General features: G+C 49.0%; 23 protein-coding genes. 11 read left to right on the plus strand and 12 right to left on the minus strand.

Annotation, left to right across the window (positions count from 1 at the left end; translation table 11 throughout):
* Window positions 1-196: 196 nt before the first annotated feature.
* The 9 genes from ACWA50_RS06470 (at window position 197) to tldD (ending at window position 8,161) form a co-directional block, all read left to right on the plus strand.
* The gene (locus ACWA50_RS06470) at window positions 197-991 is read left to right on the plus strand and encodes an ATP-binding cassette domain-containing protein (protein WP_431050879.1); all 795 of its coding nucleotides are present in this window, start codon (window positions 197-199) and stop codon (window positions 989-991) included.
* Entirely contained in the window at window positions 988-1,773 is a 786-nt protein-coding gene (mlaE, locus tag ACWA50_RS06475) for a lipid asymmetry maintenance ABC transporter permease subunit MlaE (RefSeq protein WP_431050881.1), read from the plus strand. Before ACWA50_RS06470 ends, mlaE begins: the two co-directional genes overlap by 4 nt.
* A 37-nt stretch (window positions 1,774-1,810) precedes the next feature.
* On the plus strand, window positions 1,811-2,314 hold the full coding sequence (gene mlaD / locus ACWA50_RS06480; RefSeq protein WP_431050883.1) for an outer membrane lipid asymmetry maintenance protein MlaD: 504 nt from the start codon (window positions 1,811-1,813) through the stop codon (window positions 2,312-2,314).
* Between the two features lie 29 nt (window positions 2,315-2,343).
* Window positions 2,344-2,985: a phospholipid-binding protein MlaC gene (gene mlaC, locus ACWA50_RS06485; RefSeq protein ID WP_431050887.1), complete on the plus strand. Its 642-nt coding sequence runs from the start codon at window positions 2,344-2,346 to the stop codon at window positions 2,983-2,985.
* Between the two features lie 8 nt (window positions 2,986-2,993).
* On the plus strand, window positions 2,994-3,323 hold the full coding sequence (locus ACWA50_RS06490) for an STAS domain-containing protein (RefSeq protein ID WP_431050889.1): 330 nt from the start codon (window positions 2,994-2,996) through the stop codon (window positions 3,321-3,323).
* A gap of 61 nt (window positions 3,324-3,384) precedes the next feature.
* Window positions 3,385-3,639 (plus strand): BolA family protein, encoded by a 255-nt coding sequence (locus ACWA50_RS06495; protein WP_431054307.1) that lies wholly within the window; start codon window positions 3,385-3,387, stop codon window positions 3,637-3,639.
* Between the two features lie 27 nt (window positions 3,640-3,666).
* A complete protein-coding gene (murA, locus tag ACWA50_RS06500; protein WP_431050891.1) occupies window positions 3,667-4,944 on the plus strand; it encodes a UDP-N-acetylglucosamine 1-carboxyvinyltransferase in 1,278 nt (425 codons plus the stop codon).
* Window positions 4,945-5,128: 184 nt separating this feature from the next.
* Window positions 5,129-6,607, plus strand: coding sequence for a ribonuclease G (rng, locus tag ACWA50_RS06505; protein WP_431050893.1), 1,479 nt, complete (start codon window positions 5,129-5,131; stop codon window positions 6,605-6,607).
* A 108-nt stretch (window positions 6,608-6,715) separates the two neighbouring features.
* Window positions 6,716-8,161, plus strand: a complete 1,446-nt coding sequence (gene tldD / locus ACWA50_RS06510) for a metalloprotease TldD (RefSeq protein ID WP_431054308.1) — start codon at window positions 6,716-6,718, stop codon at window positions 8,159-8,161.
* Here tldD and ACWA50_RS06515 read toward each other — a convergent pair.
* The gene (locus ACWA50_RS06515) at window positions 8,158-8,394 is read right to left on the minus strand and encodes a recombinase RecA (protein ID WP_431050895.1); all 237 of its coding nucleotides are present in this window, start codon (window positions 8,392-8,394) and stop codon (window positions 8,158-8,160) included. The two genes, tldD and ACWA50_RS06515, sit on opposite strands and share 4 nt — an antisense overlap.
* A 193-nt stretch (window positions 8,395-8,587) precedes the next feature.
* Between ACWA50_RS06515 and ACWA50_RS06520 the strand changes: the two genes are divergently transcribed.
* Window positions 8,588-9,796: an aspartate aminotransferase family protein gene (locus ACWA50_RS06520; protein WP_431050897.1), complete on the plus strand. Its 1,209-nt coding sequence runs from the start codon at window positions 8,588-8,590 to the stop codon at window positions 9,794-9,796.
* A 44-nt stretch (window positions 9,797-9,840) separates the two neighbouring features.
* Here ACWA50_RS06520 and mutT read toward each other — a convergent pair whose 3' ends face one another.
* The 3 genes from mutT to secM all read right to left on the minus strand — a co-directional run bounded on the left by mutT (window position 9,841) and on the right by secM (window position 13,486).
* The gene (gene mutT, locus ACWA50_RS06525; protein ID WP_431050899.1) at window positions 9,841-10,272 is read right to left on the minus strand and encodes an 8-oxo-dGTP diphosphatase MutT; all 432 of its coding nucleotides are present in this window, start codon (window positions 10,270-10,272) and stop codon (window positions 9,841-9,843) included.
* Window positions 10,273-10,325: 53 nt separating this feature from the next.
* A complete protein-coding gene (secA, locus tag ACWA50_RS06530; protein ID WP_431050901.1) occupies window positions 10,326-13,022 on the minus strand; it encodes a preprotein translocase subunit SecA in 2,697 nt (898 codons plus the stop codon).
* Between the two features lie 128 nt (window positions 13,023-13,150).
* Window positions 13,151-13,486 (minus strand): secA translation cis-regulator SecM, encoded by a 336-nt coding sequence (gene secM / locus ACWA50_RS06535; RefSeq protein WP_431050903.1) that lies wholly within the window; start codon window positions 13,484-13,486, stop codon window positions 13,151-13,153.
* 124 nt (window positions 13,487-13,610) lie between these two features.
* On the opposite strand from secM, the gene ACWA50_RS06540 reads away from it, so the two are divergent.
* Window positions 13,611-13,931, plus strand: coding sequence for a DciA family protein (locus tag ACWA50_RS06540; RefSeq protein ID WP_431050905.1), 321 nt, complete (start codon window positions 13,611-13,613; stop codon window positions 13,929-13,931).
* A 174-nt stretch (window positions 13,932-14,105) separates the two neighbouring features.
* Here ACWA50_RS06540 and ACWA50_RS06545 read toward each other — a convergent pair whose 3' ends face one another.
* The 8 genes from ACWA50_RS06545 to ACWA50_RS06580 all read right to left on the minus strand — a co-directional run bounded on the left by ACWA50_RS06545 (window position 14,106) and on the right by ACWA50_RS06580 (window position 20,562).
* The gene (locus ACWA50_RS06545; protein WP_431050907.1) at window positions 14,106-14,951 is read right to left on the minus strand and encodes a Dam family site-specific DNA-(adenine-N6)-methyltransferase; all 846 of its coding nucleotides are present in this window, start codon (window positions 14,949-14,951) and stop codon (window positions 14,106-14,108) included.
* Window positions 14,952-14,968: 17 nt separating this feature from the next.
* Window positions 14,969-16,075, minus strand: coding sequence for a 3-dehydroquinate synthase (gene aroB / locus ACWA50_RS06550; RefSeq protein WP_431050909.1), 1,107 nt, complete (start codon window positions 16,073-16,075; stop codon window positions 14,969-14,971).
* Window positions 16,076-16,116: 41 nt separating this feature from the next.
* Window positions 16,117-16,650: a shikimate kinase AroK gene (gene aroK / locus ACWA50_RS06555; protein ID WP_431050911.1), complete on the minus strand. Its 534-nt coding sequence runs from the start codon at window positions 16,648-16,650 to the stop codon at window positions 16,117-16,119.
* Between the two features lie 203 nt (window positions 16,651-16,853).
* A complete protein-coding gene (pilQ, locus tag ACWA50_RS06560) occupies window positions 16,854-18,224 on the minus strand; it encodes a type IV pilus secretin PilQ (protein WP_431050913.1) in 1,371 nt (456 codons plus the stop codon).
* A 12-nt stretch (window positions 18,225-18,236) separates the two neighbouring features.
* Window positions 18,237-18,626 (minus strand): hypothetical protein, encoded by a 390-nt coding sequence (locus ACWA50_RS06565; protein ID WP_431050915.1) that lies wholly within the window; start codon window positions 18,624-18,626, stop codon window positions 18,237-18,239.
* Entirely contained in the window at window positions 18,610-19,149 is a 540-nt protein-coding gene (locus tag ACWA50_RS06570; protein WP_431050917.1) for a hypothetical protein, read from the minus strand. The genes ACWA50_RS06565 and ACWA50_RS06570 overlap by 17 nt, the downstream gene beginning before the upstream one ends.
* Window positions 19,149-19,712, minus strand: a complete 564-nt coding sequence (locus ACWA50_RS06575; protein WP_431050919.1) for a hypothetical protein — start codon at window positions 19,710-19,712, stop codon at window positions 19,149-19,151. Before ACWA50_RS06575 ends, ACWA50_RS06570 begins: the two co-directional genes overlap by 1 nt.
* Entirely contained in the window at window positions 19,702-20,562 is an 861-nt protein-coding gene (locus ACWA50_RS06580; protein WP_431050921.1) for a hypothetical protein, read from the minus strand. Before ACWA50_RS06580 ends, ACWA50_RS06575 begins: the two co-directional genes overlap by 11 nt.
* Window positions 20,563-20,616: the final 54 nt, after the last annotated feature.

The raw sequence follows: 20,616 nt of genomic DNA on the forward strand, positions 1-20,616 counted from the left end.
TGCGAAATTCTAGCATAAATTCGCGACATTTAGGCAACTTCCCTATAATTAATCTATTTTCCGCCGGGGCAAATAGTTGAGCGAATATTTGACATTATGCCTAAATTCATACAAGATTCGCCCAATTGACATCCGCTGGTTGATGGGCGTGGTAAGCGCTAAATCGTGGCGGATAAGGCAGAATGCAAGGAAAAAGATGAATAAATATTTGGTGGAGGTGAAAGATCTCACCTTCAAACGCGGCTCAAGAACGATTTATCAGGGACTAAACCTGAAAGTCGAACGCGGTAAAATTACTGCGATTATGGGGCCGTCCGGAATCGGGAAAACCACCTTATTAAAATTGATTGGCGGACAACTCTATCCTGATTCGGGTGAAATTTTATTTGACGGCAGCGATATCACCCGCTTATCGAATACAAAGTTGTACCAATTACGTAAAAGAATGGGAATGTTGTTCCAGTCGGGGGCATTATTCACCGATATTTCAACCTTTGACAATGTGGCATTTCCATTGCGTGAGCACAGCAACCTGCCGGAGGCGCTGATTCGCCAGCTGGCATTGTTAAAACTGGAAGCCGTCGGTTTGCGCGGTGCGGCGGATTTAATGCCGTCGGAGCTGTCAGGCGGCATGGCGCGCCGGGTGGCATTGGCAAGAGCGGTGGCGTTGGATCCGGATTTGGTGATGTATGACGAACCTTTCACCGGGCAAGACCCGATCAGCATGGGCGTGATCGTCAGCCTGATTAAACGCCTGAATAAAACCCTGCGTTTGACGTCAATCGTGGTCTCGCATGATGTACAGGAAGTGTTGAGCATTGCCGATTATGCTTATATTGTCGCTGACCAAACCGTGATTGCCGAAGGCACGGCGCAGCAGTTACGCCAAAGCGGGGATCCGCGAGTGGTGCAGTTTTTGGCGGGTAATGAAGACGGCCCGGTGCAATTCCATTATCCGGCGAAAGCGTATATAGACGAGTTATTTGTATGATCATTGCTGCTATTTCAAAACTGGGCGCTGGGGTGATCAGCGTGTTTCGCGCCTTGGGGCGTTCGGCGTTTATGTTGTACGGCGCGTTAGTCGGCGTGCCGCAGCCGAAAAAATATTTTCCGCTGTTGGTGAAACAGTTGTATGTCTTAGGTGTGCAATCGCTGCTGATTATTTTGCTATCGGGTTTATTTATCGGCATGGTATTAGGATTGCAAGGTTATGTGGTGCTGGTCGGTTTTGCCGCCGAAAGCAGTTTGGGGCAGCTGGTGGCGCTGTCGTTATTGCGCGAACTCGGACCGGTGGTGACCGCACTTTTATTCGCCGGGCGTGCCGGGTCGGCATTGACTGCGGAAATCGGCTTAATGAAAGCGACCGAGCAACTTTCCAGTTTGGAAATGATGGCGGTTGATCCCCTGCGGCGTGTGATTTCCCCCCGTTTCTGGGCGGGAATTATTTCCATGCCGATTTTAACCGTGATTTTTGTTGCGGTCGGCATTTGGGGCGGCGCCTTGGTCGGCGTGGATTGGAAAGGCGTAGACGGCGGCAGTTTCTGGGCGGTTATGCAAAATTCGGTCAGCTGGAAAACGGATATTTTAAACGGCATGATCAAAAGTGCGGTATTTGCGATAGCGGTGGTTTGGATCGCCCTGTTTAACGGCTATGATGCCCGCCCGACATCGGAAGGAATCAGTCGCGCAACCACCAAAACCGTGGTGCACGCGTCATTAACCGTGCTGGCTTTAGATTTTATTTTAACCGCCATGATGTTCGGCGGTAATTAATTGCTTGGCGAAATGCCGGGCGTGTAAGGAAAGAAAAATGCGTCAAACCATTAAATACGAATTTTGGGTCGGATTATTTTTGTTGTTAGGTATCGCGGCGCTGGTCTTTTTGGGCTTGCGCGTCACCAACGTACAGGGCTTTAGTGATCATAAAAGTTATAATTTACAAGCAACTTTTAACAATATCGGTGGTCTTAAAGTGCGGGCGGCGGTGAAAACCGGTGGCGTCGTGATCGGACGGGTCACGGCGATTGATTTGGATCCGCAAACTTATTTGCCGAGAGTTAGCTTGAGTATCGATCAGGAATTCGACAAAATTCCCGAAACCAGCTCGCTTTCAATTAAAACCTCCGGTTTATTGGGGGAACAATATATTGCACTGAACATCGGTTTTGATGACGGCGAGGTTGCCATGCTGAAAAACGGCGATACGATTCACGATACGACCTCAGCCATGGTGTTGGAAGATTTAATCGGGCAATTTCTGTATGGAGATAAAAAAGAAACTGCCTCCGATACAACGGAAACAAAAGCAGAATAATTTTGATTATTTTGCACAGGAGAAAAGCAATGCTACACAAGATGTTTAAAAAATGGTTCGCCGCAAGTGCGGTATTATTCACCCTGTTTTTCAGCACATTGGCGGCGGCAGCGGATAATCCGTACCAATTAATGCAGCAGGCCTCGGACAAACTGTTTGCCTCGATTAGGACTAATCAGGCGAAAATTCAACAAAATCCGAATTATATGCGCACCATTGTCAAACAAGAATTAATGCCGTATGTGCATGTCAACTATGCCGGCTCGTTGGTGTTGGGGCAATATTTTAAAAGCACCACCCCGGCGCAGCGCGATCAGTTTTTTAGCGCGTTTGCCAATTTTATCGAGCAGTCTTATGCGCAAGTGTTGACTATGTATAATGACCAGCAAGTGCAAATTGAACAAGAAAAACCGATTGGTGATCAGAATATCGTCAGTATCCGAGTGAATCTGATCCAAAATAACGGTGCGGCGCCGCTTAAACTGGATTTCAAATGGCGCAAAAACACCCGCACCGGCGCATGGCAGGCATATGATATGGCGGCAGAGGGCGTGAGCATGGTCGAAACCAAGAAAAATGAGTGGAGCAACATTTTGCGCCAACAAGGGATCGACGCCCTGAGCGCGCAGATCGAGAAAAGTGCCGCTATTCCGATTAAGCTGGAAAAATAGGTGTCCGCTTGAATTTCGAATGGAATGTCAGTCAACGGCAAAACAGTTGGTCTCTGCAATTCAGTGGCGAGTTAACCCGTCGCACGTTGCTGCCGCTTTGGCAACAGCGTGCTTCGCTGTTTGCCGAAAACGCTTTTTCTTCGCCAGAGTCATGCTTATATATCGAGCTAAATCGTTTACAAATGGTGGATTCTGCCGGATTTGTGTTAATATGTGAAATTCTTCATCATTATTCGCGGCAGAGCAGGGTAAAATTGGTCGCCGTACCGCACTTGGTACGCGATTTTGCCGAATTATACGATTTGGAAGAGTGGTTAACGCCCTTTATCCAACAATAAATCACTGCCGTAGCTTAAAAGCAGCTTAAAGGAACGAAAAATACCAATGAATGCACAGGTAATAGACGCACAAGCAATCGAAGCGATTTTGCGCGAGCAACTCAATTTGGATGAGGTTTTTGTCAGTGGCGAAAATGCCCATTTTAATGTGATCGCAGTGAGTGATGACTTCGCCTCCATCAGTAAAGTTAAGCAACAGCAACTGATTTATGCGCCGTTAATGCAATATATTTCAAGCAATGAAATTCATGCGCTTTCAATCAAAACCTTCACCGTTGCCAAATGGCAGCAAGCACGGTTATTGAACGGTCTTTAATTTATTTCGGATTTTCAAGGAGAACTCATGGAAAAGTTTCGTATTTACGGCAAAAGCTGTTTAAAAGGCAGTGTTGATATTTCAGGCGCAAAAAATGCGGCATTACCGATTTTGTTTGCTGCGATTTTGGCAGAAGAGCCAGTCACTCTGACCAATGTACCGGACTTGAAAGATGTGTCAACCACGCTGAAAATTTTGAAAAAATTGGGTGTGACGGTTGAGAAAAAAGACAAAAATAGCGTTTATCTCGACGCTTCGAATATCAATAATTTTGTGACGCCGTATGAGTTGGTGAAAACCATGCGCGCCTCGATTTGGGCGCTAGCCCCGCTAGTGGCGCGCTTTTGCCAAGGGCAGGTTTCTTTGCCGGGCGGCTGTTCGATTGGCACGCGTCCGGTCGATTTGCACATTTCCGGTTTGGAAAAATTGGGTGCCAAAATCAAACTGGAAGACGGTTATGTCAAAGCCTTTGTGGACGGGCGTTTGAAAGGCGCCAATATCATGATGGACAAAATCAGCGTCGGCGCAACCTTGTCGGTGATGATGGCGGCGACCTTAGCCAAAGGCACGACGATTATCGAAAATGCCGCGCGTGAACCGGAAATCACCGATACCGCACTTTTCCTGAACAAACTGGGTGCGAAGATCAGCGGCGCCGGCACGGATTTAATCACCGTTGAAGGCGTTGAACGTTTGGGTGGCGGCGAACACCATGTGATTCCGGATCGAATCGAAACCGGTACTTTCTTAGTGGCGGCGGCGATTTCCGGCGGGCGCATTGTTTGCCGTGGCACGCGTGCCTCAACGTTAGACGCAGTCATCGAAAAACTGCGTGAAGCCGGTGCGCAAATCGATATTAGCGAAGATACAATCACCTTGGATATGCTGGGCTACCGTCCAAGAGCGGTCAATGTGCGCACCGCACCGCACCCGGGTTTCCCGACCGATATGCAGGCGCAATTCACCTTATTGAATATGGTGGCGGAAGGTACGGGCATTATCACCGAAACAATCTTCGAAAACCGTTTTATGCACATTCCGGAATTAATCCGCATGGGTGCGAAAGCCGATATCGAAGGCAACACCGCGATTTGTTACGGCGTGGCGAATCTGAACGGTGCCGAAGTGATGGCGACCGATTTGCGCGCCTCCGCCAGTTTGGTACTGGCAGGTTGTATCGCCAACGGTGAAACCGTGGTTGATCGGATTTATCATATCGATCGCGGCTATGAGCATATCGAAGAAAAATTGCGTGGTTTAGGGGCGCGTATCGAGCGTTTTTCTGAAGCGGAAAGTGAAGAATAATAAAAACAGCTTGGCGGACTAACTGACTGAAAACCCGACTTGTTCGGGTTTTCTTTTGCGCATTTCTTTTGTGTAAGTTCACAATAACTGAAAAATAACCTGCCTAAACTCAAATCCGATTTCTGCCAAGTGCGGTTTTACGATAGAATACAACGAATTAATTTTTAAATTTAGCAGGTAATGTATGACCTCAAGCGTAGAATTATTGGTGAACGTCACACCAAATGAAACCCGGATTGCGTTACTCGATACCGGGGTGTTAAAAGAAGTGCATATTGAGCGCGAAGCCAAACGTGGCTTGGTCGGCAATATTTATAAAGGGCGGATTATGCGCGTGCTGCCCGGTATGCAATCGGCGTTTGTCGATATCGGCTTGGAAAAAGCCGCCTTTTTGCACGCCTCGGATATTGTATCGCACACCGAATGTGTTGATGAGTCGGAAAAGAAGCAGTTTATCGTCAAAGACATCAGCGAACTGGTGCGTGAAGGGCAGGATATTGTGGTGCAAGTGGTGAAAGATCCGCTCGGCACCAAAGGCGCGCGTTTGACCACTGACATTACCTTGCCGTCGCGTTATTTGGTATTTATGCCGGAAAATAGCCATGTCGGGGTGTCACAGCGGATTGAAAGCGAAGAAGAACGCGCGCGCTTGAAAGCGTTGGTGGAAGGCTATTGCGACGAACTGGGCGGTTTTATCGTACGCACCGCCTCGGAGGGCTGTTCGGAAGAAGAATTGCAACAAGATGCGCAATTTCTCAAGCGTTTATGGCGCAAAGTGATGGAACGCAAAAGCAAATATCCGACCCGTTCCATGCTGTACGGTGAACTGGCGCTGGCACAACGCGTTTTGCGTGATTTTGTCGGCACACAGATTGATCTGATTCGGATCGATTCCAAACTGACTTATCAGGAAGTACAAACTTTCACCCAAGAATTTATGCCGGAGCTGACCAACCGCTTGTCGCTGTATGTCGGCAACCAACCGCTGTTTGATCTTTACGGTGTGGAAAATGCCATCCAGCGCGGTTTGGAAAAACGCGTCAATCTGAAATCCGGCGGTTACCTGATTATCGAGCAGACCGAAGCGATGACCACGATTGATATCAACACCGGCGCATTTGTCGGACATCGTAATCTGGAAGAGACCATTTTCAACACCAATGTCGAAGCCACGCAAACCATTGCACAGCAACTGCAACTGCGTAATCTGGGCGGCATTATCATTATCGATTTTATCGATATGCAGAGCGAGGAACACCGCGAACGGGTGTTACAATCGCTGAATGAAGCGTTATCCAGTGACCGGGTCAAAACCAACGTTAACGGTTTCACTCAGTTAGGCTTGGTGGAGATGACGCGCAAACGCACCCGTGAAAGCTTGGAACACGTTTTGTGTACCGAATGTCCGGCGTGTAAAGGGCGCGGCAGTTTGAAAACGGTGGAAACCGTCAGTTATGAAATTGTGCGCGAAATCGTGCGGATTCATCACCAATACGACAGCGAACAATTTTTGGTCTATGCCTCAAGAGCGGTGGCGGACTATCTGATTAACGAAGAAGCGCACGGGATTTTAGCCGAATTGGAAGTGTTTATCGGCAAACAAGTGCAAATCAAAACCGAAGTATTTTATAACCAAGAACAATTTGATGTCGTAATCATGTAAACTGCGCCATAAAATGGCTTCTGCGTTTTTATTTCCCTCTCTCCGCATGCGGAGGGAGGCGACGGCATTATCACATTCATCCAAAACGAGAATTTCATGCAAAACCCAATTTTAAACAACGTATCTGCAACTTTGTTGGAAGCAAGCCAACTCAGCGTGGCACAGCTCGCCAATATTCTGGATCAATTTTCCGCACGCGAAATCGACTATGCCGATCTCTATTTCCAATCCTCGACCGATGAAAATTGGGTGTTGGAAGACGGCATTATCAAAGAGGGCGGATTTCATATTGATCGCGGCGTGGGCGTGCGGGCGGTCAGCGGCGAAAAAACCGGGTTTGCCTATGCCGACCAAATCAACCTCAACCAATTACAACAATGTGTTGACGCAACCAAAGGCATTGCACGGGCGACGCAATCGCAAATCACCCCGATTATTTTAAAACCGACTTTAGCGGAAATGCGCTATGCGGTGATCAATCCGCTGCAAAGCCTCAGCCGTGAGAAAAAAATCGAGCTGTTGCATTTGATTGATAAAACCGCACGCGCCGAAGATCCGCGTGTGATTCAAGTCTCCGCCAGTATCAGTTCGCTCTACGAAGAAATGTTGGTTGCGGCAACCGACGGCACGCTGGCAGCGGATATTCGTCCGCTCATCCGTCTGTCGGTTTCAGTGTTGGTGGAACAGGACGGCAAACGCCAAAGCGGTAGCGCAGGAGCCGGCGGGCGTTTTGGTTTGGATTGGTTGTTACAAGATTACCAAGGCGTAAGCCGTGCAGTGTGGTTTGCCAAAGAAGCGGTGCGTCAGGCGTTAGTCAAGCTAAGTGCGGTACAAGCGCCGGCGGGCATGATGCCGGTGGTGCTGGGCGCAGGCTGGCCGGGCGTATTATTGCACGAAGCGGTCGGACACGGTTTAGAGGGGGATTTCAACCGTAAAAAATCCTCGCTGTTCAGCGGTAAAATCGGCGAATTGGTGACTTCACCACTGTGTACGATTATTGATGACGGCACGCTTGCCGACCGTCGCGGTTCGTTGACGGTGGATGACGAAGGTGTACCTAGCCAACGCAATGTGTTGATCGAAAACGGCATATTGAAAGGGTATATGCAAGATAAACTGAATGCGCGCTTAATGGGCGTTGCCCCGACCGGCAACGGACGGCGTGAATCTTATGCGCACTTGCCAATGCCGCGCATGACCAATACCTATATGCTTGCCGGGGAAAACAAATTCGATGAGCTGATTGCCTCGGTTGACAACGGCATTTATGCACCGCACTTTGGCGGCGGGCAAGTGGATATTACCTCCGGCAAATTCGTGTTTTCCGCTTCCGAAGCCTACCTGATCGAAAACGGCAAAATCACCAAACCCGTGGTCGGTGCAACCCTGATCGGCAGCGGTATTGAGGTGATGCAAAACATCTCCATGGTCGCCGACGAAAGCGAGCTTGATCCGGGGATCGGCGTCTGCGGCAAAGAGGGGCAAAGCGTACCGGTCGGCGTGGGACAACCGGCATTGAAAATCGATAATATCACCGTTGGCGGCACTAGCTAGCTTTCCCGCTTAGCCAATGCAATGGCGGCATTGATCGCCGCCTTTGCTTGCGGACTGTTTTTCCAACAGGAACTGCCCATTGCCGCAGAAATTTGCCGGCAAATATCGTCAGTTTTTTCCTTGGCGAGCTGCTCAAACGAATAAATTCCAAGCTGTTCCAAGCGTTCAATCACGGTTAAGCCGACATATTTCAACTGTAACAATTGGCTTTTCTCTTGTTCCGAAAAATGCATACCGTTCCCCCTATCAGATTTAAATCGACTGATTTTTATCCAAGTATGGCATAAGCAAGCGAGAAAGCACAAGACGATTGCAATCGTTATCAAATTACCTATTGATAAGCGCTGCAAATCGTTTTATGTTAGGCAAAGAATTGCACCGCACTTTAGTTGACAGCATGAGTTAAAGGATAGAAAAGGAACAATCATGACACAATATACCAGAGCAACCTTTGATCAAGTTTTGATCCAAAATTATACCCCTGCGGATTTTATTCCGGTGCGTGGCAAGGGCAGTACGGTTTGGGATCAAGCGGGAAAAGACTATATTGATTTCACCAGTGGCGTGGCGGTCAATTCATTGGGGCATTGCCCCGACGAGGTGGTGGCGGTGCTGAAACGGCAGGGCGAAACCCTGTGGCATTCAAGTAACTGGTTCACCAGCGAACCGGCGTTGGAACTTGCCTCAAAACTGATCGAAAAAACCTTCGCCGAGCGGGTAATGTTTGCCAATTCAGGGGCGGAAGCGAATGAAGCCGCATTGAAATTGGCGCGCCGTTATGCGGTCGATCATTTCGGTTATCAAAAAAGCAAAATCATCTCGTTTAAGCAAAGTTTCCACGGCAGAACGCTGTTTACCGTCAGCGTCGGCGGACAGCCGAAATATTCCGACGGCTTCGGACCGAAACTGGCGGACATTGTACATGTGCCGTTCAATGATTTAAGTGCGGTCAAAGCCGTGATTGATGACCACACTTGTGCGGTGATTATCGAGCCGGTGCAAGGCGAAAGCGGCGTTTTACCGGCGCAACGTGAATTCCTGCAAGGTTTGCGCGAACTGTGTGATCAATATCAGGCGTTACTGATTTTTGATGAAGTGCAAACAGGCTTAGGGCGAACCGGCGAATTTTTCGCGTATATGCATTACGGCGTGGTGCCGGATATTTTGACTTCAGCCAAAGCGTTGGCGAACGGTTTTCCAATCAGTGCGATGTTGACTACCGATAAAATCGCGAAAAGTTTCTCGCCGGGCGTGCACGGCACCACTTTTGGCGGCAATCCGCTGGCGTGTGCGGTCGGCAACAAAGTAGTGGACATCATCAGCCAACCGCACTTTTTGCAACAGGTGCGGCAACGCTCAGCCCAGCTGATTGAACGACTTGAGGCAATCAATCAAAAAGCGAAAATCTTCAACTGTGTGCGTGGCTTAGGCTTGTTAATCGGCGCGGAATTAAGCGCGCAATATCAGGATAAAGCGGCAGAACTGCGCAGCAAAGCCAATGATTTCGGTGTGATGTTGCTGGTTGCCGGCCCAAACGTGTTGCGTTTTGCCCCTGCACTGAATATCAGCGATACCGAATTCGAGTTAGGTATGCAGCGATTTGAGCAGATGGTGAATTCGTTAGTGGCGCCCTAATGCGGCATGACAGGGGCATTTTGATATGCCCCTTTTTCAATCCGCTATTTTTCGCTTAATAACCGCTCGATAATTTTTTTATTTGCCGGCGGAAATTGCCCATGGTCGAGGGCGTGTTGTTCGATCCAAAAGCCATCTTGTCCCTCACGTCCGAACGGCTGGTTTAGCCACTCTTCGACCAAGTAAAAACTCAGCTCAATCACCTTTTTCGGGTATTCAAACTGAAAACGTTCATACAGTTTGGTGTTTAGCACCATAATGCCGATCTCTTCTTCCAGTTCGCGTTTTAATGCCTGTTCTTCACTCTCATTGTCTTCGACTTTGCCGCCGGGAAACTCCCAGCTTTGGGCGAAATCTTTGCCTTCTAAACGACGGGTGAGAAAAATCTGTTTGAATTCGTTACGGATAATCCCGACAGCGACTTTAATCAGTGGTTTTGCTTGCGGTTGGTTGGCAAGTGCGGTTTGTGTCGTCATGATCTTTCCTGTATTAAAAATGGGGCAAGCCGCCCCATTATAATAGATTCATCTTATTTAATCTTGCCGTGACAGTATTTGTATTTTTTACCGGAGCCGCATGGGCATGGCGCATTGCGGCTGACTTTTGCCACTTCACCGTTTTCATCCTGCGATTTTGCCTCATCGCCATGTTGGTGATATTGCATGGCTTCTGCTTGGCGTTCTGCGGCTTCGCGGCGCAGACGCTCGGCTTCTTCCACTTCTTCCTGAGTGCGGACTTGCACTTTGCTCAGGGTGCTGATCACCGTGGATTTCAGGGTGTCTAACATCTCGGTAAACATCTGGAACGACTCTTTTTTGTATTCTTGCTTCGGATCTTTCTGAGCATAACCGCGCAAGTGAATGCCACGGCGCAGATGATCCATCGCCGCCAGATGTTCTTTCCATAATTCATCCAAAATTTGTAACATCACGCCTTTTTCAAAGGCGCGCATATTGTCCGCACCGACCAATTCGACTTTGCGTTCATGCTCGGCGACTGCCGCCGCTAAAATACGTTCGCGCAGGGTTTCTTCATGCAAATTGTTGTCTTCTTCCAACCATTTGCCAATCGGTAAATCTAAGGCAAAGTCGGTTTTCAGGCGCTGTTCCAAACCGTCGATGTTCCACATTTCTTCCAATGATTGCGGCGGAATATACTGGTCGATGGTGTTGTTGAACACATCTTGACGAATCACGTTGATCGTCTCGGAAATATCGTCGTGATCTAACAAATCATTGCGCTGGGTATAAATCGCGTGACGCTGATCATTGGCGACATCATCGAATTGCAACAGGTTTTTCCGTCCGTCAAAGTTGTGTGATTCCACTTTGGCTTGCGCACTGGCGATCACTTTTGCCAACAGCTTGGATTCCATTGCCTCGCCCGGCTCGCTGAAGGCTTTGCGCATCATATTCAGCTTGCCTTCGTTCAGATAAATCCGCATTAAAGCGTCATCTAACGACAAATAGAAACGGGAGGAGCCCGGGTCGCCCTGACGCCCGGAACGACCGCGCAGCTGGTTGTCGATCCGACGCGATTCATGGCGTTCGGTGCCGATAATATGCAAGCCGCCGGCTTCGGTCACAATTTTATTGCGTTCCGCCCAGTCAGCTTTGATTTTGGCAATCTGCTCTTCCGTTGGATTTTCCAGTTTGGCGATTTCCGCCTTCCAGTTTCCACCCAACACGATGTCCGTACCACGTCCCGCCATATTGGTGGCGATGGTGACCGCACCCGGCACACCGGCATCCGCCACGATTTCCGCTTCTTGTGCATGGAATTTGGCGTTCAGCACGTTATGTTTGATCCCGGCTTTGGTTAGGGTTTTTGATAACAATTCTGATTTTTCGATCGAAATTGTACCGACCAACACCGGCTGATTACGTGCAATCGCTTCTTTAATATCGGCGACAATCGCGGCGAATTTGTCTTCTTCGTTTTTGTACATTAAATCGGTGCGGTCATCGCGGATCATCGGTTTGTTGGTTGGCACCACCACGGTTTCCAATCCGTAAATTTGTTGGAACTCAAAGGCTTCGGTGTCTGCCGTGCCGGTCATCCCAGCCAGTTTTTCATACAGACGGAAATAGTTTTGATAGGTGATCGACGCGGTGGTTTGGTTTTCGCTTTGAATTTGTACGTTTTCTTTCGCTTCGATCGCTTGGTGCAAGCCTTCCGACCAGCGGCGGCCTTGCATAGTGCGCCCGGTGTGTTCATCCACAATCACGATTTCGCCGTCTTTGACGATATAATCCACATTGCGTTCAAACAGGGTATGCGCACGCAACGCCGCATAAACGTGGTGCAACAAGCTGACTTTCGACGGCGAATACAGTGAATCGCCTTCTTTCATCAAACCGGCTTCGATTAATAAATTTTCGATTTTTTCCTGACCGCGTTCGGTTAAAAACGCCTGTTTATTTTTCAAGTCAAGCGTGTAATCGCCGTCGCCTTGATATTCCTCGCTGTCTTCTTTTTCTTGGAACACCAGCTTCGGAATCAATTTATCAATCGCAATATACAAATCGGAGCTGTCTTCCGCTTGTCCGGAAATAATCAACGGCGTACGCGCTTCGTCGATTAAAATCGAATCGACCTCATCGACCAAGGCATAATATAACGGACGCTGGAAACGGTCTTGCGGCGAATGCGCCAAGTTATCGCGCAGGTAGTCAAAACCCAGTTCGCTGTTGGTGGCGTAGGTGATATCGGCGGCGTAGGCGGCGCGTTTTTGTTCCGGCGCTAATCCGGGGATATTGACGCCGACGGTCAAGCCTAAAAATTCAAACAGCGGACGGTTGGTCTCCGCATCGCGGCGCGCCAAATAATCATTGACGGTGACCACGTGCACGCCGCGCCCGGTCAAGGCATTTAAATAGCAAGGCAGGGTTGCGGTCAAGGTTTTGCCTTCCCCGGTGCGCATTTCGGCGATACAACGATCATTCAAGATCATGCCGCCGACTAATTGCACATCAAACGGACGCATGCCGAGTGTGCGTTGGCTTGCTTCGCGCACGGTGGCAAAGGCTTCCGGCAGGATTTTATCGAGGGTTTCGCCTTGTGCTAAACGGGCTTTGAATTCCGCGGTTTTGGCTTTCAGCTCTTCATCGCTCAGGGCTTGGTATTGCGCTTCCAGTTGGTTGATTTGTTGAACGCGTTTGTTGAGGCGGCGCAGAATACGATCATTACGGCTGCCGAAAATTTTGGTTGCAATGGCTTTAAACATAATACTTTTCTATCTCTTTTTAAATGACTTAAATCGGGCTTTGCCGGGCGAATGAAGGATACAAAAACCGCACTTTGCTCAGTGCGATCGCCATTCAGGCGCAATCGGCAAAAATAGTGAATAACTTATCATGAGAAGGAAAAGTGCGGTCCGGCGCGGATTGGCGGTACCGCTTTAACCGTGTCACCTATTAACGCTTGTTTTTCAACAAACAAATGTTGTGAAGGTGTGTGCCGGATCCGTTGCTGTAGCTGGATTTGGCGCTGTTGTTGCTGATAAAACAACGGGGCAAGCGGTTTTTGTTGCTCGCTTTGTTGCAGTTGATAGGCTTGGCTATAAGTTTGTTGCTCTTGTGTCGGATTAGCTTGGAGCGGCAACGACAAAATCGCCAACATTCCCAACAGGAATTGTGACCAAAAGTGCGGTTTACGAGCGGATTTGTTGTAGCCTCGAAACAGATTCATCAACGATATTGCCTAAGCTGGTGTGAAAGCAGGATTGCTAAAAATGTGTGTTATTATAGAACATCACTGAGCCTATGTCATACATATCGGGACAAATTAGGGAAAAACAAGCGGAAAAACAGCCATGAAGCCAAATAAAACCCGTCAAAATAAAATGAAAAATATTCAGCAGTTGGTTGAGCAGAGTTCGTTTGCTGAAATCGCCCGTCGGGCGCTCTTTCTGGGCGATCTGAATAATCAGTTGCAGCAGCGTTTTCCAGACGTTTTCCGCGGGCGTTTTCGGGTCGCGACGATTCGTGATGAGGTGATTTACTGCGAGGTGCAAAACGCCAGTTTAAAGCAGGGGATTTTGTTCCGTCAGGCTGAGTTGTTGGCATTGGCGCAAGAGGTGTTTCCGCAAGCAACGAGATTGGAATTTAAGATTAATCCGGAGTTGGCGGGGTGATTTTTTTTCATTCATCTAAAATTAAATTATCGTGTTTCGCCGAGAGGCGAAATAGCGATAGTGATTAAAAAAAGTCGCCATCGGCGAAACCCGATAGACAATTTTCAGCGGAAAGTAAAAAGACAAAGTGCGGTCGCCGACGAGGCGAAAAACAGTAGTGATAAATGCAAACTGTTATCTGTGCTTAAACACCGCAATCAACTCATTCACCTTACTGCGGTTTTCGCCATTTTGGCTGATGTGGCGTTGGACGATCAGTTTCTTAAATCTCGCGCCTTGATAAATTTCACGCGTGAATGGCGTGTCGTGGTTAGAGATCACCACCGAAGTGCGGTGTTGTTCGGCGCACTGTTTGGCGAGGTCCGCCAGTTCTTGCTGTTGCGCTAAACTGAAACCGTTACCGGCATAGTGGGTGAAATTCGAGAGCTGTTGCAATGGCGCATAGGGCGGATCACAGTAAACTACACTGTCATGGCTGGCGAGTTCAAAGCTGCTTTGAAAGGTTGCACAGTGAAAGCTGGCGTGTTGCGCTTTATGGCTGAAATAGCGGATTTCAGTTTCGGGAAAATAGGGTTTCACATAGGCGCCGAACGGCACGTTAAACAAGCCTTTGCTGTTGTAGCGGCACAAACCGTTGTAGCCGAAACGGTTGAGATATACAAACAGCGCTGAGCGCACAAAAATATCTGAAGTGCGGTTGAATTCATCGCGTTGGCGGTAGTAAAACTCCGCGCTGTTGGCATTGGGGTGGCGAAACAGCTTGGTACTTTCCGCCACAAAATGATCAACATCGGTTTTTACCACGTTGAACAGATTAATCAGATCAGGATTCAGATCTGCCAGAATATACCGTTTAAAATTGGAATTTAAAAACACCGAACCTGCGCCGACAAACGGCTCAATCAGAATCGGTTTGTTTTTGGGCAATAGCTTGTTGATTTCATCGGTCAGGCGAAATTTACCGCCCGCCCATTTTAAAAACGGGCGGTGTTTTGGCAAGCGGTTAGCGGATACTGGCATTTTTTCAGGCAACTGGGTCAGTCAAATTGGCTACAAGCGTTGATCGCTTGACACACTAACTGCGGATCGCTGTCTTTGGCAACGTAGGCTTGCCCCAGCTTTTTCAGCAACACCAAACGCAATTTACCGGCAAGCACTTTTTTATCACGCATCATCAACGGCAGATAATCATCGGCGCTCATGCCGTCCGGCGAAATGGTCGGCAAATTCGCCTGTGCCAACAGTTTTTCGAGGCGGAACACATCTTGCTGTGTCAGATCGCCCAATAAATGCGATTGTGCCGCTGCCATCAGCATACCGACCGCGACCGCTTCGCCGTGCAGCCAGTTGCCGTAGCCTAAATGGGTTTCGATGGCATGCCCGAACGTATGTCCAAGATTAAGCAACGCGCGATCGCCTTGTTCGGTTTCATCGCGTGCCACCACTTCGGCTTTGATTTCGCAGCAACGCTTGAGGCAGAAATGCAGGGCTTCGGTGTTCAATTTCACCAATCTGTCAATGTTCTGTTCCAACCATTCAAAAAACGGCAGATCCAAAATCGCGCCGTATTTAATCACTTCGGCTAAACCGGCAAACACTTCGCGTTTCGGTAAGCTATTTAAGGTGTTGCTGTCGATAATTACCGCGCAAGGTTGGTGAAATGCGCCGATCATATTTTTGCCAAGCGCGTGGTTCACGCCGGTTTTACCGCCGACGGAGGAGTCGACTTGTGATAACAAGGTGGTCGGAATTTGCAACAAACGCACGCCACGCTGATAGCTTGCCGCCGCAAAACCGGCAATATCGCCGACCACGCCGCCGCCGAGTGCGACGATGGTGGTGTCACGCCCGTGATTGGCTTGTAAAAGTGCGGTGAAAATCAGATTGAGTGATTCTAGCGTTTTATATTGTTCGCCGTCGGGAATTAACACCGATTCCACCTGACAGCCTAATTGTTGCAATGCCTCGCTGACGGTTGCCAGATAGTGTGCCGCCACCGTCGGGTTGCTGACAATCATGACTTTATCGCCCTGTTGCAATGGCGCATAGCTTTCGGATTGGCTTAAAAGACCGCTGCCGATCCGAATCGGATAGCGACGCTCTTTTAACTCTACATTGACTTCAATCGTATTTTGCGCAGTCATGTTGTCATCTCCAGTGGGTAAAGGAAAGCAAAAAACAGAAATCAATTGACCGAAGAATATTGCTCCAACAGATCAATCAAATGGTTAGCCATATTTTTCGCGTTTTGCTCGTCGGTGCTCATGGTAATATCGGCAATTTGCTCATACAGCGGATTACGTGTTTTTGCCAAATCTTCCAACACCTGGCGCGGATCGGCAACGCCTTGCAACAACGGGCGTTTTTTGTCGCGCAAGGTGCGTTGGTGCTGTTTATCAACGGTGGTTTCCAAATAGACCACCGTGCCGCGTGCGGACAGATGATTACGGGTTTCTTTGGATAAAATCGCACCGCCGCCGGTCGACAGGACAATGCCTTGGCGTTGGGTCAGTTCGTTGATAATCCGTTCTTCGCGTTTGCGAAAACCCGCCTCGCCCTCGACATCAAAAATCCAACTGATGTCGGCACCGGCGCGTTGTTCGATTTCGTTGTCGGAATCGATAAATTCCATCCCGAGGATTTGGGCAAGCTGGCGACCGATTGTGCTTTTGCCTGCGCCCATCGGCCCAATTAAAAAGATATTACGTTTTTCAGCCATGTTATTCTAAATTCTTGTTAATGTTATGATTAATCAGAGTGTCGAAGGTATATAAAAGAGCGGTGCTGTTGCCGAATCACGGCACGCTAAGTAGTAAAACACCCCGCGAGCTTCAACTTTAAGTTAAGGGGGCAATTATCGCAATAAAACGCCCCTGTTTTCAACCGTATTACCCGATTTAATCAATAAAAACACAAATTAGACTAAAATCCGTAGGCAAATGGGCGCGGAGCAGACGGATTTTGTGCCGGATTATTGTTGCGGGTTGCTTCTTTGGTCGGGGATTTGACGATGTGCGGTGTGACAAAAATCACCAATTCGCGTTTGGCCTGGCGTTGGGTCTCTTTGCCGAATACATGCTTGATTCCCGGCACATCACCCAACAGCGGCACTTTATCCCGACCGTCGACAAAGGTGTCGTGAAACACGCCGCCGAGCACGATGGTTTCGCCGTGGCGGGCAAACACTTGGGTTTGAATTTCCTGTTTGTCAATCGTGGTCATCTGATGATTGCCATAGGCAACGCTGTTGCCCGGTGAATTTTGGCTAATCATTAAATCCAATAAAATGGTGTCATCGTGGGAAATATGCGGCGTCACTTCCAAGCCCAATACGGCGTCACGGAATTCAACGCTTTGCGTTTCGTTTTTATTGGTCACCAGATAGGGAATCTCCGTGCCCTGTTTAATGCTGGCACTGCGTTTGTTGGTGGTCAGCAGGCGCGGGCTGGCGATAATATTGACGTTATTTTCGCGCTCAAGTGCGGTCAACTCTAAATCCAACAAGCGGCTGTTAATTTTCGCCACTTGCAGTGAAACCCTGGCGGCATTGGCGTAATCGCTGCCGAAGTTGATGTTCAGATTATTTGCCACATCGGTAAACCCGTTGGCATCCAAGCTGCCGCTGAATCGGCGCGCTTGCGCCGTGCTGTCGAACAACCCCCAGCGGGTGCCCAGTTCGTGCAGGCTTTCATCGCTGATTGTTACAATTCGAGCTTCAATCAACACTTGCTGTGTCGGCTGATCCAGCTGTTGGATAATCTTGCGCAAGTTGGCAAGCGCTTGCGGTTGTTCTTGTAGAATCAGGCTGTTGCTGCGATCATCAAACGTAATACTGCCGCTTGCCGAAAGCAACGAACCACTGCCGCTGTTGAGCGATTGCATGATTTCCGAGGCTTTGGCGTGTTGCAGCGGAATTTTCACCGTTTGCAGGGCTGGTTGGGTTGAAAGTGCGGTTTGCGGGTTTGTCGGCGTGCCGTTTGCCGCTTGGCGCGGGCGGATAAAATAGCTGCCTTCAAATTTTTCAATCTCTAACGCATGGATTTTACTCACCGCTTGCAGTAATTGATCGAAATTAGTCCGTTTTAAATTCAGGCTGATATTGCCTTGCAGTTCGTCATCAACCACTAAATTGACCTCTTGTTGCTGGGCTAAATAGTGCAGCGTGCCGACTAACGGCGCTTGTTTTAAGACCAGCGTAAATCCGTTATCGCGCGGCTGCTTGGCATGGCCGGCGGCGACCGCACTTAACAGCCAACATAATAACACGAGTGCGGTTTGTATCCCTTTTTGCATGATGTTTTCCTATTATAAATGAATGGTTTTCTGCTGGCTCGGATTGCCGCATTGTTGTAAACGAATGCGCTGCGCTTCAATTTGCACGATTTGCCATTGCTCTTGTGCGATCACTTGCTCGAGACGGCTGTCGATAATCACCCCGTTTGCCGTTAACCACAGCACCACGGCGTCGTCGCTGCCGTATTGGATTACGCCGACCGGCTTGAGTTGTACTAACGGCAGGGTATCCATGAGCCAATCGCCAGGTTCGGTACAGTTTAATGCTGCGTTGCCGACGGAAGGCGGCGTCTGCCGTGGCGCAAACGCAAACGGATCCTGTCCCATATCGTTGCTGGCAGCAAGCGTGAAATGGCTGGCAAATAGCAATAGGCTGAGTAAGTAATTATTTTTCTTCATCATGTTTCGCTTCCGTCAGTTGTAACGTCAAATGGGCGAGAGTGCTGCGTTGTGTGTCGGCATGGCTGAGTTCCAATGTTAGCAACGACAATTCGGCAAAGTGCGGTTGCAGTTGGCGCAGAAAACGCTGAATGGCGCTGAAGCGTCCCTCCAGTTCCAGCTGTAACTGCGGCATAGCGGAAAACCGCCATGCTTGTCGGCGGATGTGCAATCCGGCTTGCGCGCTGACCGCACTTTGTATCCGCTGATTCAACGGTGAGATTTGCGCCGCCAGTTGCGGATCGAGCGTTTTTTTCATCTCGTTGGCTTTCTGATTTAACAGCGCAATCACTTGCTGTTTCTGTTGCAATGCCATCTGCTGTTGCTGATTGGCAAGTGCGGTTTGGTCTTGCTGTTGTAACAGTTGTCGAATTTCCCACAACGGGTTTGCCGCAGCGACAGTCAACAGCACGACGGCGCAGATTAACTGTAAACGCCATGACGCGCCGATAAATCTGGCAAGCGGGGAATAGGGTTGTAGTGGCATTATTGCGGTTGCTCCTGTTCGGGGATGAGTTGAATTTGAAACACAAAGGTAAATTGCGCGTCTTGCCGTTCGGCAGGCGCCAGTTCAAATCGGGTTAATTCAAGGGTTGCGCTTGTCGGCAAGGCTTGTGCCAGATAGGCTTTGAGTTGCTCGACGCTGTGCGCCGACAGCGTATAACCGTGCAGCGCCAGCTGTGTTTGCGGCGGTGTTGACGGCGTAAGACCGGCGAAGGTCAAACGTCCGTCTTGCAGTGGCAGCGCACGGAGTAAATTAAGAAACAGCGCGAGGTTTTCAGCGTCGATCACCGCACTTTCACTCGGCGGTTTCCCATCCGTTTGCGCTTGCAGCTGCTGAATTTGCCGCTGTAAATCTTGGTTCTGTTGACGAAGTGCTGTTTGCTGTTGCCGTTGTTGCGCCAATTCGTGTTGCAGGCGCTGTTGATAGCCGTGCAAACCGTGCAGCAGCCCGCAGCCGATCAGCACGCTAATCGCAACCCGACAAACAAATTGGATTTGTTGACGGCGCAGTTGCGTTGTTCGCCAATCCAACAGATTAATTGCCATTGACGAATCCTTTGGTTTGCCAGTGCTGAGTTTGCCAAAGGGCGCAGCCCAAGGCGATAAAATAGGGGTATTGCGCCGGATCGATCGCGATCAATTCGACCTGTGCGGGCAGGATTGACCTTGCGGCTTGCACCGCACTTGGCGCGGCATAAATCACACAGCGCCGGATTTGATTCGGCGGCGCATGTTGGAAAAACAGCTGTAAAAGTGCGGTCAGCGACAATTTTTTTTCATAGCTTTGGATTAAACGATCGGGATATTGCTGTAACAGCACCAGTTTTTCCGCGTTCGGTCGGTTGTCTTGATAAATAAACAACGAAGTTTCATCGACGGCGGCTTGGCTGACATAAACAAAGGCACGCAACAGCGCATGGGCATAGAAATCCAACGCATTTAATCTTAGCGGCGCCAACCGTTCGCAGCAGCGTAAAACGTTTTGCCTTTTTGCCGCAAAAATTTGTACGTAATCAATATATTGCTTCGTGTTGTTATGCGGTATCGGCGTAGCGATAAAATCAAACAGAATTTGCGACTCGTCGCTCGGCAGTTGCTGTTTGATAATCAGTTTGACTTGACGGTAACGCTCATGCGGTGCTACGCGCGGCAACAGCAGGTGTTTTTGCCACAGCAAGTGCGGTTCCAAGCAGGAAATATAAAAAAATCGCGCTTTATTTGATATAGTGGACGCAAATTGTTGTCTTAGTAACGGGGTGAGTTGTGCCAATTCGCTCGAATCGATCCGATAAAAGTGCGGTTGCCGTTGCGGATCCAGCAGTGCCACTTCGATATGCTGTTGATTTTGATAAATGCCGACTTTCAGTTTCGGCGCACGGAATATAGCGGTTGTCATTGTAAAAAGATCCTCAATGTGTGCGATAACGTGTAAAATAATTTGATGTGGCAA

This window comes from Testudinibacter sp. P17/SS/0325 (assembly GCF_053570765.1).

What these genes read in the sequence shown, in the direction of transcription:
- ACWA50_RS06515 (WP_431050895.1), bottom strand. Translation starts at nt 8,394, where the DNA reads ATGCATTTTTCGGAACAAGAGAAAAGCCAATTGTTACAGTTGAAATAT.
- ACWA50_RS06570 (WP_431050917.1), bottom strand. Translation starts at nt 19,149, where the DNA reads ATGCCACTACAACCCTATTCCCCGCTTGCCAGATTTATCGGCGCGTCA.
- aroK (WP_431050911.1), bottom strand. Translation starts at nt 16,650, where the DNA reads ATGGCTGAAAAACGTAATATCTTTTTAATTGGGCCGATGGGCGCAGGC.
- ACWA50_RS06545 (WP_431050907.1), bottom strand. Translation starts at nt 14,951, where the DNA reads ATGCCAGTATCCGCTAACCGCTTGCCAAAACACCGCCCGTTTTTAAAA.
- murA (WP_431050891.1), top strand. Translation starts at nt 3,667, where the DNA reads ATGGAAAAGTTTCGTATTTACGGCAAAAGCTGTTTAAAAGGCAGTGTT.
- mlaD (WP_431050883.1), top strand. Translation starts at nt 1,811, where the DNA reads ATGCGTCAAACCATTAAATACGAATTTTGGGTCGGATTATTTTTGTTG.
- secA (WP_431050901.1), bottom strand. Translation starts at nt 13,022, where the DNA reads ATGTTTAAAGCCATTGCAACCAAAATTTTCGGCAGCCGTAATGATCGT.
- mutT (WP_431050899.1), bottom strand. Translation starts at nt 10,272, where the DNA reads ATGACGACACAAACCGCACTTGCCAACCAACCGCAAGCAAAACCACTG.
- pilQ (WP_431050913.1), bottom strand. Translation starts at nt 18,224, where the DNA reads ATGCAAAAAGGGATACAAACCGCACTCGTGTTATTATGTTGGCTGTTA.
- mlaC (WP_431050887.1), top strand. Translation starts at nt 2,344, where the DNA reads ATGCTACACAAGATGTTTAAAAAATGGTTCGCCGCAAGTGCGGTATTA.
- ACWA50_RS06575 (WP_431050919.1), bottom strand. Translation starts at nt 19,712, where the DNA reads ATGGCAATTAATCTGTTGGATTGGCGAACAACGCAACTGCGCCGTCAA.
- ACWA50_RS06470 (WP_431050879.1), top strand. Translation starts at nt 197, where the DNA reads ATGAATAAATATTTGGTGGAGGTGAAAGATCTCACCTTCAAACGCGGC.
- mlaE (WP_431050881.1), top strand. Translation starts at nt 988, where the DNA reads ATGATCATTGCTGCTATTTCAAAACTGGGCGCTGGGGTGATCAGCGTG.
- ACWA50_RS06580 (WP_431050921.1), bottom strand. Translation starts at nt 20,562, where the DNA reads ATGACAACCGCTATATTCCGTGCGCCGAAACTGAAAGTCGGCATTTAT.
- aroB (WP_431050909.1), bottom strand. Translation starts at nt 16,075, where the DNA reads ATGACTGCGCAAAATACGATTGAAGTCAATGTAGAGTTAAAAGAGCGT.
- secM (WP_431050903.1), bottom strand. Translation starts at nt 13,486, where the DNA reads ATGAATCTGTTTCGAGGCTACAACAAATCCGCTCGTAAACCGCACTTT.
- ACWA50_RS06540 (WP_431050905.1), top strand. Translation starts at nt 13,611, where the DNA reads ATGAAGCCAAATAAAACCCGTCAAAATAAAATGAAAAATATTCAGCAG.
- ACWA50_RS06565 (WP_431050915.1), bottom strand. Translation starts at nt 18,626, where the DNA reads ATGATGAAGAAAAATAATTACTTACTCAGCCTATTGCTATTTGCCAGC.
- rng (WP_431050893.1), top strand. Translation starts at nt 5,129, where the DNA reads ATGACCTCAAGCGTAGAATTATTGGTGAACGTCACACCAAATGAAACC.
- ACWA50_RS06520 (WP_431050897.1), top strand. Translation starts at nt 8,588, where the DNA reads ATGACACAATATACCAGAGCAACCTTTGATCAAGTTTTGATCCAAAAT.